The following is a 15954-nucleotide window of genomic DNA, read 5'->3' on the forward strand; positions in this document are numbered from 1 at the left end:
CACTCCGCTCAGCGCTCTGACGCCAGTGACGCTTGCGACGAAGAGGGTGCATCCCAGCCGCCACCAAGCGCTCGGAATGCAGAAACCGCCGCGCGCGCCTGGTCGGTGTGGGTACTTGCAAGCAGGTCGCGGGCATTCAGCAGCTGGCGGTCTTCATCCAGCACTTCGATCAGGCTGACGGCGCCGCCCGTGTAGGCATCCTGCGCGGCATCGCGCGCCTTGATGTGCGCAGCAACTTCGTCGTTGAGAACCGCATTCCTGGCCTCATTCTGGGTGAGGTTGACGAGGGCGTCCTCGACATCTTCCGTGGCGCGCAACATGGAGCCGCGATACTTCGCCAGCGCTTCGGCATGAGCGCCTTTTGCACCCCTGACTTCCGCGTCCACGCGGCCGAAATCAAATAGCCGCCAATGCACGCCCAGCGCCGCAGCCGGCTGGAATGCCGCCCCCGTGAACAGTTTGCCGGTTTCCAGCGAGCTGAAACCAAGCAACGCCGAGAGCGACACCGACGGGTAGTACTGCGACACAGCAGCGCCGATGCGTGCATTGCTTGCCGCCAGCTCACGCTCAGCAGCGATAACGTCAGGGCGCCGACGGAGCAGCGATGCGGGCCCTTCCGCCGTATCGATGGAGGGGACCACGAACGACGGGTTCTCTGGCGTGACTTCAGCGGCGTAAGTTCCGGGCGCCGCCCCCATCAGCACATCGAGGCGATTGAGCTGCGTCTCCCGCTCAATCTTCAGCGGAGGAACCGTTGCCTGCACCTGCAGCAACAGTGCCTCGGCCTGCGCTGTTTCGCGAGCCGTGCCCAGGCCATGCTGCGCACGAAGCTTCACCAGATCGAGCAAGCTCTGTTGGTTGCGGATCTGATCTTCGGCGATGGCAATACGCGCCTGCGCGCCACGCACCCGGAAGTAAGCATCGGCGGCTTCCGCGGCCAGGGACACGCGCACGCCAGCATGGGTGGCCTCCGCAGCCTGATACTCCGCGTCGGCAGCCTCGGCCTCGCGTCGCAGGCCGCCGGCAAGATCGAGCTCCCAACTGGCACCCGCACCCACCTCTGTCAGCGTCTGGTCGCGGTCATAACCGTGAAACGTGCTGCCAATTTTGCCTAGCGGGCTCAGCACCGATTGGTGTTGCTTCGCGAGGCTGGCATCGAGCGCGCCTTGCGGCAGTCGATTGGCATGCGCGTGACGGGCGGCGGCATTGGCCTGCTCCACACGCGCCTCCGAGGCCGCCAGATCCAGGTTCTGCGCCAGGACGCGATCCATGATCTTTATCAGCTCAGGATCATTGAACCCGGTCCACCAGGTATCCAGCGAAGTGGACGCAGGCGCTGCCGGGGCCTGATCGGCGTTCGCCTCATGAAATGTCGCGTTGGTGGGCAGTTGCGGCTTCACATAATCGGGGCCAACGGTGCAGCCCGCCAACCCGAGGGTGAGCAGCACGATAAGGAGTTTAGTGCGCATCGGCGGAGGGCCCTTGAGCAGGTTGTACCTTGCGCATCAGCGGCACCATCACCGTGGTCACGGCGAAGCACAACATGATGCTGAAGAAAGCGTCACTGAAAGTCAGGGTTTGCGCTTCGCGCATGGTCAGTTGCCATAACTGACCAAGCGCAGCGCGCGAAGCTTCGGAGTAGCCCGACAAATCAGGCCAAAGGCTATTCATCGCTTCATTGGCCGGCGTCAGGTGTTCCGCGAGGCGGGAGAAATGGAGATTCGTGCGATCGTTGAGCACCGTTGCGCACCCGGCGATACCAATGGCGCCACCGAGATTGCGCATCAGATTGAACAAGCCCGACGCGAGCCTCAGCCGAGCCGGCGGCAATCCACCCAAGGTCAGCGTGACCGTCGGAGCGATGGCCATCTGCTGCGCAAAGCCACGCAATGCCTGGGGAAACAGCAGTTCGCGGCCACTCCAATCGTGCGTGATCGGCGTGAACTCGAACATCGACAGCGTGAACAACGCGAGCCCCAACATAAGTAGCCAACGCAGATCGACCCGAGTCGCCAGGAACGCATACAGCGGAATGCACAGGATCTGGAACACACCAGTGGAGAACACCGCCTTGCCAATCTGGAAAGCGCTGTAGCCCTCCACTCGCCCAAGGAAAAGCGGTGTCAGGTAGATGGTGGCGAAGAGGCCAACACCCGTGACAAAGGAGAAGAAGCAACCGAGTGCAAAGTTGCGATCCTTGAGGGCACGCAGATCAACCACGGGATGCTCGGCGGTGAGCCCTCGCCACACGAACAGCACACCGGAAATCAAACCGACCCAGGCTGTCGTGCGGACGGTGGAGTCCTCCAGCCAGTTCCAGCGCGGCCCTTCTTCAAGCGTGTACTCGAGGCAACCAAGGAACAGGGCAATCAGCGTGATGCCCAGCCAATCGCCCTTCTTCAGCAAACCCAGGTCCGGCTCATCGACCTTCACCAATGCCAGCACGGCAAAGGTGACGAACGTACCGGGCACCAGGTTGATGAAGAACAGCCAGTGCCACGAGTAGTTGTCGGTGATCCATCCGCCCAGGGTGGGCCCCAGGGTCGGCGCCAACGAAGCGATGGCGCCGATGGTGGCGGCCGAAATGACGCGCTGCTTCCCTTCGAAGAACACAAAAGCTGTAGTGAATACCAGCGGAATCATCGAGCCACCAAGAAAACCCTGGGCTGCGCGAAAAATGATGATGCTCCGGATGTCCCAGGCCAGGCCGCAAAGCAGGCTCGTCACCGTAAAGCCAGCGGCGGAAATCGCGAAAAGCCAGCGCGTGGAAAACACGCGACTCAACCAGCCGGAAAGCGGAATGACCACGATTTCGGCGATCAGGTAAGCCGTTTGAACCCAGGCCGTGTCATCGGCACCTGCGGAAAGGCCGCCACCAATATCACGCAGCGATGCAGAGACAATCTGAATATCCAGCAGCGCGATGAACATGCCCAGACACATGTTCGAGAAAGCGAAGATCTTCTGCGCTGGGGTGAGGTGGGCGACGAGGCTCATGGCGCTTTCGTATTGATCTTTGCCGTCACGGAAAGACCTGGGCGGAGCACGCCAAGGTCACCATCAGCACCATCCAGCACGACACGCACCGGCACTCGCTGGACAATCTTGGTGAAGTTGCCAGTGGCATTTTCGGGCGGCAATACACTGAACTGCGACCCCGTCGCCGGGGCCAGGCTCGCAACGTGGCCTTTGAAGACGCGCCCGCGCAGCACATCAGCGCGCACATCCACTTCTTGCCCCACCTTCATGTGCTCGAGCTGGTCCTCCTTGAAGTTGGCATCGACCCACAGGCCATGCGCAGGCACCACGACCAGCATCTGGCTTCCTGCCGCCGCATAGGCACCGACACGCGCACGGCGATTGCCGACGGTGCCATCCACCGGCGCACGGAGTTCGGTGTAGGACAAATTGAGTGCCGCGATATCGGCTTCGGCCTTCGCCTGCGTGAGTGCGGCTTCCACCTGGCGCTTCTGGGTTTCGATTACTTCCAGCTGCCGTTGAGAAGCCTGCATCACCGCCACAGCGCGATCCGACGCAGCCGAGGCCGTGGCGAAATCCGCCTCGGCACGCTGGGCACTTTCAAGTGAAACTGCTGCCCGACCGGCCAGCTCGCGGTAACGCGCGTTATCCAGCTTCGATCGTTTGAACTCGGCATTGGCGCCGGCCAGCGTCGCTTGCGCCTGGGAAACCACGCTTTCTTGCAGATGTTTCTGCGCATCGAGATTGCGCAACGACGCTTCCTGTGCAGCAACAGCAGCATTGGCCTTCGCCACGGCTGCCTTGTAATCGCGGTCGTCGATCTTGATCAGCAGGTCGCCCTGGTGCACGACCTGGTTGTCTGTGACCGCAACGACACCGATGTAACCTGGCACTTTGGAGCCGATTACGGTGGTATCGCCGCCGACGTACGCATCGTCGGTGTCTTCAATGAAGCGACCCGTGCTCCACCAATGCACGCCATAGACAGCCAGCCCCACGCCAACCAGGGCCGCCATCAATGGTTTCATCACGTTTCTCTTGCGCCGCTCGGCGACCGTGGGTTCAGCGATGGGCTCTACGAGGGCAGACATGGGTAAGGGCCTTATGAATGGACGTATGAGCGTCATTTAATGCATGCGTGATGTGTCGCTGACTGAGCCACCCGACGCCGAAAGCGTTTGCTGCTCGGCACGGGGTTTCTGGCAGGTCAGTCGCAGGCAAGTAATTCAGTGGGTGGCGACGCGATTTTTCGCTGTCAGCGCCGTGGGATCGGCGGGCTGCGACGGGGCAAGCACCTCGTCGCAGCACTCCCGCAACGCGTCAGGCGCGCTTGGCGACGGGAGCCACGAGATAACGCGCGGCAGGTTCCGATCGCGAAAGATTGGGCAGCAGCTTCTGCCGAGCGCTTTCGTACGCTTCCCAGTCGGCTGCATCGGGCAGCGCCGGAAGCGTTACAAACTCACCCTGATCGAGCCCTGCCAGCGCGGCGTCCACCAGGTTGTCGACCGTCATGACAATGGCAGACGGCAGATGACTAACCGGCCTGCCCGACAACTCCCAGAAATCAGTGGCAGTGGCGCCCGGCAGCACCGCTTGCACGCGCACGCCCTTCTCTGCCAGCTCGTGCCGCAATGACTGAGAGAACGCCAGGACATACGCCTTGCTTCCGCCATACACGCCATTGAGCAACTCCGGGGCGATGGCCACGACCGAAGCGATATTGATGACGGTGCCACCGCCGCGCTCAACGAAGCCCGGCACTGCGGCGTAGGTCAGTCGCGTCAGCGCATTCACGTTCAACGTGATCAGGTCGCTCATGCGATCCAGGTCGGAATCGAGTAGCGAGGTCGTCGCCCCGACGCCTGCGTTGTTCACGAGTAGCGACACACTGCGATCGGTCCGCAGGAGGTTTTCGACTTTGGCCAGGCTAGCTGGATGGCTCAGGTCGGCTGGAAACACCTGGACCTCTCGCCCCGTCTCATCGGTGAGGCGACGCGCCAGATCGTCAAGCCGGTCGCGCTGGCGCGCCACCAGGATCAGGTCATAACCGCGGCGAGCCAGCCGGTCCGCGTACACCGCGCCAATGCCGGACGATGCGCCGGTGATCAGTGCCGTGCCCTTGCTGAAGCTGTTCATGTCGAAATACTCCATGTGCGCCGGCGGGGTGCCGCGCGATGGAGATAGTTGTAAGCTTCGCGGGCCAAGACTTAAATGTCGTAGATGCCACCTTTTCTGCCACGCGGGAGACAGCCATGCAGCGCATCGGTTTTGTGGTCTATCCAGGCTTCCAGACGATGACCCTCGCGGCCGCGTCCGCCTTCGAGTTCGCCAACCTCACGGTAAAAGGTGAGAGCTACAAGATTCACTGCATTTCCGAGAACGGCGGGCCGGTGCCCAGCTCCTTGGGCGTGGCGATTCAGACCGAGCCATTTGCCGGGCAGTCGTTCGACACACTTCTGATAGGTGGCGGTACAGGCATTCCGCAGACGACACCGGGGTTGCTCGACTTCGTGCGAGAAGCACCCTCAACGACGCGCCGCGTCGCCGCTATCTGCACCGGAGCCTTCGTGCTCGCGCAGGCGGGCCTGCTGGACGGGCGCCGCGCCACTACGCACTGGCTGCTCGCCCGCGAACTCAAGCAACGCTACCCCAAGGTAAACGTCGAGGAAGACCGCATCTTCATCATCGACGGCCAGTTTTGGACGTCCGCCGGCATGAGCGCCGGTATCGACCTTGCGCTGGCGATGGTCGAGAAAGATCTCGGTGTCGAGGTGGCACGCACCGTGGCGCAGAAACTGGTGATCTATCACCGTCGTGCCGGCGGTCAGTCGCAGTTCTCCGCACTACTCGAACTGGAGCCAAAGTCGGACCGCATCCAGAACGCACTGACCTACGCGAAAAGCCATCTACGCAATGCACTTACCGTCGAAGAGCTGGCCGAAGCTGCCAGCCTCAGTCCGCGCCAATTCAGCCGCGCGTTTTCGGCCGAGACGGGGCAGTCGCCCGCCAAGGCCGTGGAGCACCTGCGCGTTGAGGCTGCCCGCCTGATGATGGAGCAGACCCGGCATCCGATTGAAGTGGTCGCAAGAGAGGTGGGCTTTGCCGATCGCGAGCGCATGCGTCGCGCATTTCTGCGTGCCTACGGGCAACCACCTCAGGCCATACGGCGCACCGCTCAGGGATCAGGCCAGGATGAGCTAACGGAAAGCGATGCCTCGCGCGCAGCCTGATCCGCGTCAAGGCTATCAGTGACTTCAGGGCGGACCATGTCGCGTGCTTTTTCGGAGACGTGCCATGAACACCCCCTTTACCCCTTGGCGAGCTGAAGCCCACTCGCCGGGATCAAACCCCTGCCCGGCCTACGGGCAAAAGGCGCGCGCCCGTTGCCACTGCCTCATGGCTGGAAGGGTGCACTGATATGAGCGCCGCCTTTCCCATGCCGGAAATTTCGCCGCATGATTATGTGATTGATGCGTGCTTCCTGGGCCCTTACGGCGAAAACGACACGCTACTGGAAAAGCTGTTGGTCGAGTTCCTGCGAGACCATGTGTACTGGCGCCGGAATTTCCACCCGGAAGATCCACCGGCGATCGCCACCAGTGCCGCGCGACACCCCGACTACGCCGCTTTCGAGGCGCGCGTGCGACGGGAGCTTCACCAGCTTTCCGCGGCATTGAAGAAGTCCGTGCCGTTCCATAGCCCCCGCTATATCGGCCACATGACTTCCGATCTGCTATTGCCCGGTCTGGCGGCACAGATCCTCACCCTGCCCTACAACCCGAACAACGTCAGCGAGGATGCCGCGCCGGTCACGGTTGACCTGGAGATCAAGGTCGGCTTGCAGCTCGCACGCATGCTCGGCTATCCGCATGACCCACGAGCTGAACCCTGTGCGCTCGGCCACCTGACATCCGGCGGCACGGTCGCCAACTATCAGGCATTACGTCTGGCGCTGGCACTCAAGGCATTTCCTGTGGCGTTGCGCGCGGCACAAGTGCCCGATCTGGAGCTGCCACCGGACGACTGGACAGCGTTCAACCTCTCCACCACAGCGAGCATAGAGCTGCTGACGGCATGGCAGCACTGGTTGAGCGAGCAAGCACCGGTTGAGCGTCACTATTGGCGGGCCCGGGTTGAAGCCGAACGCATTGAGCAGCTAGGCCTTACCGATTTCTTTGCAGCCCACCCTCAACTGTCACCACCATTGGTGCTAGCCCCCGTCACAGCGCATTACTCGTGGAGCAAGGGCCTGAAGCTGCTGGGCCTTGGTCGCAACCAGCTGAAACCGATCCCGACCAAGGGCATGCGGATGGACCCGGATGCGTTGCGCCTGACCTTGGAACATTGCGCACGGCATCGACAGCCGGTGCTGATGTGCGTGGCCGTACTGGGCAGCACCGAATACGGCACCATCGACCCCATCGATGCAGTGCTTGCCGCGCGTGATGCCATTCGCCCATCAGGACTGGATTTCACCGTCCATGTGGATGCGGCGTGGGGTGGCTATCTGGCGACGATCTTCCGCAACGTGGACGGCAGCCTGCGCCCCTACCATGAGGTTGCCGCCGAATACACGCAGTTTCCTACCACGGAAGTTCACGCGGCCTTTGCAGCGCTGGCCGACACCGATTCCGTCACCGTCGACCCGCACAAGCTCGGCTACCTGCCCTATGGCGCCGGCGCCTTCATATGCCGCGACCACCGGGCCATGACCCTGCTTGCCGAGCAAGCCGACTACGTATTCCACGGCAGTGACCCTGCCGATTACATGACCCGTTATCGCAGTATCGGCAAGTACACACCGGAAGGATCGAAGCCGGGCGCTGCTGCCGCAGCGGCCTACGTCGCCCATCAGGTACTACCGTTGGATCATGCGCAATTCGGGCGATTGCCCCGCGGCACCATCCGATCCGCCGAAGAGTTCCATGCACGCGCGCAGCGCTTCGCCATCGAAGTCGCGGATGCGGCGCGTGTCATCGTGCCATTCACGCCTGACAGCAACCTGGTCTGCCTCGCCATCAATCCCCGCGGCAATCGCGATGTGCGGGTCGCCAACACCTTCATGACGGCCTTGCAGAACATTCTCAAATGCGATCCATCGCATCCGTTGCAGGCCAAGGAGTTCTTTGGCTCGGGCACCATCTTGCGGCCCAACATGCTGGGCGCGGAGGAAATGGCGCGCATCTTCGATGCACTGGGCCTGGACAGGGTCACCAACGACCAGGGTTCCGAGGATGGCCATCTGCATATCCTGCGGCACACCTTGATGAATCCGTACCTGGTCAATCGGGAAAGTCGAGTGAACTACATCGACCTGTACTTCGATTTCCTCGATCGCAGCGTAAGGACCCTACTCGCTCAGTCCACCGTCACGAGTGATGTCGCGTGAGCCATGCAGATCTGCGGAGCTATCTCGACCGCCTGGAACGCGAACGTCAACTGTCTCACGTAACGGCCAAGGTCGACCCGCACCTTGAGTCGACCTCGCTATGCCACAAGGCCTTGCGGGAAGGCGGGCCCGCCCTGTTGATGGCGAACCCCGCGACTGGCAATCACCGTCTGCTCGGTAACTTGTTCGGACATCGGCGTCGCATCGAGCTGGCGCTGGGCGACCGACCACTGCATTCGTTACGCGAGTTGGGACAGTTGTTGGCTGCCATCAAGGAGCCGCAATGGCCATCCAGCCTTCGAAAGGCCCTCGCGAACTGGCCGGAGCTTGCGCAGCTCTCGCATGTGGCGCCTCTGCATGTGAGAGAAGCAGCATTCCAATATCAGGTTGCGGAAGGCGACGACATTGATCTTGCGCGCCTGCCGATCCAGCACTGCTGGCCTGGCGACGCCGGACGCCTGATCACCTTTGGCCTGGTGACCACCCGTGGCACCCGCAAGCCCCGGCAGAACGTCGCGATCTATCGACAACAAGTGATCGGCAAGCGTCGCGTGATCATGCGCTGGCTGCCACATCGCGGTGGCGCACTCGACTACGAGGATTGGAAAACCAGCCACCCGGATCGCCCCTTTCCAGTGATCGTGGCGGTTGGCGCCGATCCGGCGACTTTGCTTGCCGCCGTCGCGCCCGTGCCCGACACCTTGTCGGAATATGAAATGGCCGGCCTGCTCCGCGGGCAGCGCACGCGCCTGTGGCACAGCGCCATGACCGGACTGGACGCACCAGCCAGCGCCGAAATTCTGCTGGAGGGCCACATCTATCCGAATGACACGGCGCTGGAAGGCCCCTTTGGCGATCACACAGGCTATTACAACGCCCAGGATCACTTTCCTGTGTTCACCATCGAACGCATGAGCGTTCGACGTGACGCCATCTATCACGGCAGTTACATGGGTCGCGCGCCGAACGACGAGCCCTCCGTGCTGGCGATGGCGCTCAATGACGTGTTCGTCCCGATCCTGCAGAAGGTCTTTCCCGAGATCGTCGATTTCTACCTGCCACCGGAGGCCTGCTCCTACCGAATCGCCGTAGTGAGCATCCGCAAGCAGTACGCCGGGCATGCGCGTCGCGTGATGATGGGCATCTGGTCTTACCTCCGCCAGTTCACCTATACCAAGTTTGTCATCATCACGGATGAGGACATCGATGTGCGCGATTGGTCACAGGTGATATGGGCCATTTCCACGCGAGTCGATCCAGCGCGTGACAGCCTGATGGTCGAAGGCACGCCGATCGATTACCTCGACTTTGCCAGCCCCGTAACGGGACTTGGCTCAAAGCTTGGCCTGGATGCCACCAACAAATGGCCGGTTGAAACGTCGCGAACGTGGGGCGTACCGATCAAGCCAGACGCTGATGTGGAGCGTCGCATGGATGCCTTGTGGTCCAGCATCGCCACGCCACCACGCAGGCCGGGCGCCGCCTGAACGCCGACGACAGGTGGCTTTCGGTACGGCAACGGAAACCCGATTTTGCTGGCGCCATCGTTCACACATGGTTGCTGCATAACCGCCACATCCCCTGACCTGTATCAGCGACGTCACCACGGACGAGGTCCACGATGCGCGCCGTGCCATTCACGTAGAGGTTTCCCATGCATCTGGTGTGCCCCGCCGGCAATTTGCCGGCACTGCAAGCAGCGATCGATGCCGGCGCGGATGCGGTCTACGCGGGCTTTCGCGACCAAACCAATGCGCGAGCTTTTCCCGGTCTCAATTTCAGCGACGATGAGCTTCGCCGCGGCATCCACTATGCCCATGCGCGCGGTCGCAAAGTCTACCTTGCACTGAATACCTACCCCGACAGCGCCAGGCTGTCAGTCTGGGAGAGCGCCGTCGACAAGGCGGCCGAGTTTGGCTGCGACGCGATCATCGCTGCTGAAATGGCCGTGCTCGACTACGCCACGCGCACCCATCCACGGCTCGCGCGACATCTCTCGGTACAGGGTTCGGCCACCACGGCACCGGCACTGCGCTACATGCATGAGCACTTTGGCATCGAGCGCGCGGTGCTGCCTCGCGTACTATCCATCCAGCAGGTGGAGCGGCTGTGTGAGCAGTCGCCGGTGCCGCTCGAAGTGTTCGCCTTTGGCAGTCTGTGCATCATGGTCGAGGGCCGATGCCAGCTCTCGAGTTATGTCACCGGCGCATCGCCGAATCGCCATGGCGTCTGCTCACCCGCGAGCTTCGTGCGCTGGGATGAGCACGATGACGGCAGCCGCAGCGTTCGCCTCAACCAGGTACTGATCGATCGCTTCAAGCCTTCGGAGCCTGCGGGCTACCCGACCGTGTGCAAAGGCCGCTTCGCCGTCGGCGGAGAGACGTTCCATGCGTTGGAGGAGCCCACCAGCCTGAATACGCTGGAGTTGTTGCCGCGATTGGCGGCAGCCGGTGTGGCAGCCCTCAAAATCGAGGGCCGTCAACGCGGCGTGGCGTATGTGACTTCAGTCACACGAACCTGGCGAGAAGCCCTGGACCGCCACCGCGCGACGCCATCCCGCTGGTCCGCTGAGCCAGCCTGGCAAAAAGAGCTGTCCAAACACGCCGAGGGGCACCAGACCACGCTTGGCCCCTACCACCGCAACTGGCACTGATTCACACCCATGATGAAGCTAAGCCTTGGTCCCTTGCAGTACTTCTGGACACGCGAACAGACGTTCGCGTTCTACCGCGACGCTGTGCGTTGGCCGGTCGACATCATCTATCTTGGCGAAACGGTTTGCAGCAAACGACGCCAACTCGGCACGCGCGACTGGATTGCCCTCGCGGAAGAGTTGGCAGAAAGCGGAAAGCAGATCGTGCTTTCGTCACTTGCCCTGGTCGAGGCCGAGTCCGAGCTAGGCGCCTTGCAGCGCCTGGTTGGCGATGGTCGTTTTCTGGTGGAAGCCAACGATCTCTCGGCAGTCCAGTTGTGCAGGGCCTGCAACATTCCGTTCGTTGGTGGTCCAACGATCAATGTCTACAATCACCGGGCCCTGGCCATTCTCCAGCGTGACGGCCTACGTCGCTGGGTGCCCGGCATCGAACAAGGCGAATCTCTTCTGCGCGATCTGCGCGATGCCATGCTTGCCGAAGGGCACGACATGCCCGAGCTGGAAGTGATCACCTATGGCCGCCTGCCACTGGCTTACTCCGCGCGCTGCTTTACCGCGCGAGCCTTCGATGTTGCCAAGGATCAATGTGGTTTTCGCTGCATCGAACACCCCGATGGGCTGCCGCTCGCCACACGCGAAGGCCAACCGTTCTTGCGCATCAATGGCGTACAAGTTCAAAGCGAGCAGATCACCGACCTTGGACCGGAGTTACCCACACTTCGCGAGCTTGGGGTCGACATCTTGAGGCTGTATCCGCAGGCGGAAGGGATGAGTGACGTCGTTACACATTACGATCTGGCCCGACGCTCTCATCAGCCGCCGCCGCGACTTGCCGCCCGTAACGGCTACTGGCATGGCGAGCCAGGCATGCATCGAGACATTGCGGCATCCACCTGACGCACGCAGTGACCTTGCTTGCCAGTCGCATGCCGTAGACCGGTAAGCATTTACCAGGCTTCGCCATCCACTCTGTAATGAGCACCGAGGCTGGAACGGCGCTTCAGCGCAGAAACCAAGATCTGCTGCGCCAGTTGCGCCTGCCAGCCAATGGCGCTCCATTCCATGCATTGCTGTTGCGCGCGACTAAGTGCCGCCTCAGTGCGAACGGGCCCTGCCGCCGCCCACAGACACTGACGCAGATCCGCCAACAACGCCATCGAAAGTGCATCACCGCGCACATGCCAGCGATAGGCACCACGCGCGGGCGCAAGAGTCGCCTGAGCCAGATGCCGGCCAAGCCGCTTGCCACAGAGAATCCCTTCCAGCAATGAATTGCTGGCCAGCCGATTGGCCCCGTGCACGCCGTTGCATGCCACCTCGCCTACCGCATAGAGACCGTCCACGCTGGTGCGCGCGTCCATGTCGACCGACAGTCCACCCATGTGGAAGTGAGCCGCCGGCGTTACCGGAATCCAATCTCGACGAGGGTCGACGCCATGCGCCAAACAGGCGGCCAACACCGTCGGGAATCGTGATTCCAAAGCACCGTTCACCGTGCTGGCATCAAGCCAGGCAGAGCCATCAACTTGCCGTGCGCTCCATACCTGTCTCGCCACGATATCGCGTGGGGCCAGGTCACCCATCGGGTGAACACGATCCATCAGCGCTGAGCCGTCGGCACGACGCAAGCGCGCGCCCGCTCCACGCAAGGCCTCGGTAACCAAGGGGAGACTGTACTTGCCCGCGACATCCAGAGCGGCGGGATGAAATTGTACGAACTCGAGGTCGCGAACGGCAGCGCCGACCGCCATACCAAGTGCCAGACCACTGCCCTCAGCACCGGGCGGGTTGCTCGTACGCGCAAACAGGGCGCCCAGGCCACCGGTGGCGAGTACGACGGCGGACGCCTCGACTTCCTCCATGCTGCCGGAACTCTGACGAGCACGCACACCACACACCCGTCCATCGCGCATCAGCAGTGCATCCACGTCGGCATCGCAACGCCACTGGATGTGAGATGCCTTACGGGCACGGTGTTGCATGGCGCGAAGCACCGCCGCACCACTCGCGTCGCCGCCCGCGTGAACGATACGCGCCGCCCGATGACCGCCTTCGCGACCAAGCTGAAGCCTGCCATCGGGTTGTCTGTCGAAAGCTACCCCTAATATGGATAGCCATTCGATGGCGTCCGGCGCATTGCTGCAGAGCCACTGCACCATCGCCACGTCGTTATGGTGGCTGCCTGCCGCCAAAGTATCGGCCATATGCGCGCCGGCGCCATCACCCGCGCCGATGGCTGCTGCGACGCCGCCTTGCGCCAATGCGCTCGCGCTGTCACCTCCGTCGCGGGCCCTGCAAAGCAAAAGCACCGGTCTTGGCGCCAACGCCAGTGCCGTCGCCAGCCCTGCCACCCCAGCCCCAACGATGACGACCGGCTGGGCGGATGACATCAAACGCTCTCGCGCCGACCCACAGACAGCATGCGCTGCATGGCTTGCCTCGCCCGATCAGCGACGTCGGTGGGCACTTCGACTGCGTGCCTCATGTCGCGCAGCGCTTCATAAATGTTTGGCAGCGTGATCCGCTGCATATGCGGGCATAGGTTGCACGGCTTGATGAACTCCGTGGCGGGAAACTGTGTTCGCAGGTTGTCAGCCATGGAGCATTCGGTAATCAGCGCAACACGCTCGGGGCGCTCTCGCTCCAGCCACTTGCTCATGGCGGTGGTAGAGCCAACGAAATCAGCCTCTGCAAGGACCTCCGGCGGGCACTCGGGGTGCGCCACCAATCGGGCGTGAAACTGCTCGCGGGCGTGACGGGCCTGCTGTGCGGTGAATTTCTCGTGCACCTCGCAACGTCCCTCCCACAGCACAAGCTCCACCTTCGTCTGTGATGCCACGTGACGGCCGAGAAATTGATCAGGAAGAAAGATCACCTTGGCGGACTTCATCGACTCGACGACCTGTACTGCATTGGCCGAAGTGCAGATGGCGTCGGACTCCGCCTTCACCGCCGCCGAGGTGTTGGCATAGCTGACCACCGGCACGCCCGGATGCTGAGCGCGAAGCGCACGCACGTCCTCTGCGGTGATGGACGAGGCCAGCGAGCAGCCGGCCTCGAGGCTGGGAATAAGTACCGTCTTCCCGGGGGCCAGAATCTTCGCGCTCTCGGCCATGAAGTGAACGCCGCACAGCAGGATAATGTCGGCATCGCAATCGGCGGCAGCCTGGGCCAACCCAAGCGAATCGCCGGTCACATCGGCGACGCCATGAAAAATCTCCGGCGACTGATAGCTATGCGCCATGATCACGGCGCCACGGAGCGCCTTTAGGCGATGGATGGCATCGATCCATGGAAGATGGATGGCCACCTCGATGCAGGGAATCATCGCCTCCAGCTTGAGTCTCAAGTCGGCGTACTGGTGCTCCAGCTCATCCCGCCACGCGGGTGCTGGCAGGTCCATAGGTCCGCTCATGGGTGTGGGCCCGATCAAAAGGTGGATTTGGATTAGAAATGTGCTTGCGCGTCAGGCGACTTCGCCGTGATGGATAGCTCTCGCGGTCCGCGCGAAACGCGCACCGCGATTGAGCACAATGCGCCCACCCAACGGCACCTGCTCCCAGGGCAGGCGTTCCAGCAGATTGCGCGCGGTCAACCCGAGCTCGACATCTCCGGTCAACGCGAGCCTGCGTTGAAAGAACAACGTATCGGCGTCTTCCAGACGACTGGCCAGCAACAACAAGTCAGTGGCGCTTCCGCGCACACCCGCCTCCGCAGGACCATCGACAAGGCGCAAGCCATCCGCATCCAGCTTGAACACCCAGCGTATGCCGAGATCACTCACCTCGATGCCCAGCCGACGTCCTCGCATGAACTCGAGTGAGCCATCCTGTACCGACGTACCCAGCACGCGGGACACAGCCAACTCAACCCCGCGTCGCTGCCAAGCTTCGGGTACAGCACGTAACAAAGGCGCCAGGCGCCTGGGTGGCGGAATCAGCCTGAGAAGGCGATGTTTCATGTCGATAGCCGGGATGTCGCCGGGGATGGCGCGCGGCATGTTCGCCGCGGATGGCTCGGTACTGCCATGACCGAGGTCAATGATGACCTGACCTGAGGAAGCCGTCATCTCGACACCCTGTTGGCGGCAGCCTTCACCAATGACCAGATCCAGCAATTGCTGCGCCAAGGACGAAGGTACGTCCAGTCGGGCTGCCAGATGAGCGATCCGCGATCGCATTTGCCGCTCGCGGGACAGATCGCGTGGTGGCGTGCCGATGCGCAGTTTGCACCAGGCGACGGCTTTCACAAGGCGCCGTCGCGTGGCCAACAACGCGATGATGCTGTCATCGACCCTATCAATGGTGCCGCGCGCGCAAGCGAGCGCGAAGCGCTCAGGCGACTTTTGACGCATCTTCGATGTCCGGTGCCAATGCCAGGGCCACCGGCAATACCTCTTCGGCGTACACGCGCTGTGCTTCGGTGATATCAAAGTCAGCGGGCTGACGCTTCTTTACCCCGTGATCGGACAGCACCAGGTGGGCGTCGGCCATCACGCCCGCGTTGGCGAGACACGCCTGCACGCATTTCATGGCGCAACCATCCAGGGCCAGGATGCGTCGACCGCCTTGCGCTGTTCGCACCAGCCCGGGCACGCCACCACCCACGCCGGCGATGCAGGACATCTCCGCCACGTGTTCACGATCGAGTTTCAGGGCGAGATGATTGGCCATTTGGGCCGCACTGGAACAACCAGAGCAGGAGTAGACAAGCGGAAGCTTGGCTTTCATCAGGGACTCTTCTATATCGAGTGCGATTCGCGCCGCGCCGGCCAGCTTGGCCGTGACTGCGACTCGAATGCTGCACATCAAAGGGCATATCGCCTGCCCTTGCCCTGATATGAGTCAACCATCAACCATCAAGCATCCTGGATGTCGCGTCCCGTGACGGGCGCTTGCTCGCACCCGCCATTCGCACCCGGCAACGGTGGTCT

At 62.3% G+C, this 15954-nt stretch carries 13 protein-coding genes; 5 read left to right on the plus strand and 8 right to left on the minus strand.

All coding sequences use genetic code 11. The features are described 5' to 3' along the window. Positions 1-8: 8 nt before the first annotated feature. The 4 genes from AC0GUR_RS10055 to AC0GUR_RS10070 form a co-directional block, all read right to left on the minus strand. On the minus strand, positions 9-1469 hold the full coding sequence (locus AC0GUR_RS10055; RefSeq protein WP_472877318.1) for an efflux transporter outer membrane subunit: 1461 nt from the start codon (positions 1467-1469) through the stop codon (positions 9-11). Beyond that, positions 1459-2997, minus strand: coding sequence for a DHA2 family efflux MFS transporter permease subunit (locus AC0GUR_RS10060; protein ID WP_472877319.1), 1539 nt, complete (start codon positions 2995-2997; stop codon positions 1459-1461). Before AC0GUR_RS10060 ends, AC0GUR_RS10055 begins: the two co-directional genes overlap by 11 nt. Next, on the minus strand, positions 2994-4070 hold the full coding sequence (locus AC0GUR_RS10065; protein WP_472877320.1) for an HlyD family secretion protein: 1077 nt from the start codon (positions 4068-4070) through the stop codon (positions 2994-2996). The genes AC0GUR_RS10060 and AC0GUR_RS10065 overlap by 4 nt, the downstream gene beginning before the upstream one ends. A 229-nt stretch (positions 4071-4299) precedes the next feature. Further along, positions 4300-5115, minus strand: a complete 816-nt coding sequence (locus tag AC0GUR_RS10070) for an SDR family NAD(P)-dependent oxidoreductase (RefSeq protein ID WP_472877321.1) — start codon at positions 5113-5115, stop codon at positions 4300-4302. Between the two features lie 116 nt (positions 5116-5231). Between AC0GUR_RS10070 and AC0GUR_RS10075 the strand changes: the two genes are divergently transcribed. The 5 genes from AC0GUR_RS10075 (at position 5232) to AC0GUR_RS10095 (ending at position 11918) form a co-directional block, all read left to right on the plus strand. Continuing rightward, positions 5232-6209 (plus strand): GlxA family transcriptional regulator, encoded by a 978-nt coding sequence (locus tag AC0GUR_RS10075; RefSeq protein WP_472877322.1) that lies wholly within the window; start codon positions 5232-5234, stop codon positions 6207-6209. A 188-nt stretch (positions 6210-6397) separates the two neighbouring features. Then, positions 6398-8368, plus strand: a complete 1971-nt coding sequence (locus AC0GUR_RS10080; protein WP_472877323.1) for a pyridoxal phosphate-dependent decarboxylase family protein — start codon at positions 6398-6400, stop codon at positions 8366-8368. Continuing rightward, positions 8365-9855 carry a UbiD family decarboxylase gene (locus AC0GUR_RS10085; RefSeq protein ID WP_472877324.1) on the plus strand — a complete coding sequence of 497 codons (1491 nt, stop codon included), beginning with the start codon at positions 8365-8367 and terminating at the stop codon, positions 9853-9855. Before AC0GUR_RS10080 ends, AC0GUR_RS10085 begins: the two co-directional genes overlap by 4 nt. 167 nt (positions 9856-10022) lie before the next feature. Further along, positions 10023-11021 carry a ubiquinone anaerobic biosynthesis protein UbiU gene (gene ubiU / locus AC0GUR_RS10090; protein ID WP_472877325.1) on the plus strand — a complete coding sequence of 333 codons (999 nt, stop codon included), beginning with the start codon at positions 10023-10025 and terminating at the stop codon, positions 11019-11021. Positions 11022-11030: 9 nt separating this feature from the next. Next, entirely contained in the window at positions 11031-11918 is an 888-nt protein-coding gene (locus AC0GUR_RS10095; protein ID WP_472877326.1) for a U32 family peptidase, read from the plus strand. 50 nt (positions 11919-11968) lie between these two features. Here AC0GUR_RS10095 and nadB read toward each other — a convergent pair whose 3' ends face one another. From nadB to AC0GUR_RS10115, 4 genes are all read right to left on the minus strand, one after another. Continuing rightward, complete coding sequence (nadB, locus tag AC0GUR_RS10100; protein WP_472877327.1) at positions 11969-13411, minus strand: L-aspartate oxidase; 1443 nt, start codon at positions 13409-13411, stop codon at positions 11969-11971. After that, on the minus strand, positions 13411-14424 hold the full coding sequence (gene nadA / locus AC0GUR_RS10105) for a quinolinate synthase NadA (protein ID WP_472877328.1): 1014 nt from the start codon (positions 14422-14424) through the stop codon (positions 13411-13413). Before nadA ends, nadB begins: the two co-directional genes overlap by 1 nt. 63 nt (positions 14425-14487) lie before the next feature. Further along, complete coding sequence (ubiT, locus tag AC0GUR_RS10110; protein ID WP_472877329.1) at positions 14488-15375, minus strand: ubiquinone anaerobic biosynthesis accessory factor UbiT; 888 nt, start codon at positions 15373-15375, stop codon at positions 14488-14490. Then, entirely contained in the window at positions 15356-15751 is a 396-nt protein-coding gene (locus AC0GUR_RS10115) for a putative zinc-binding protein (protein ID WP_472877330.1), read from the minus strand. Before AC0GUR_RS10115 ends, ubiT begins: the two co-directional genes overlap by 20 nt. Positions 15752-15954 lie beyond the last annotated feature (203 nt).

The organism is Dyella sp. PARNA 12/25, from assembly GCF_055702865.1.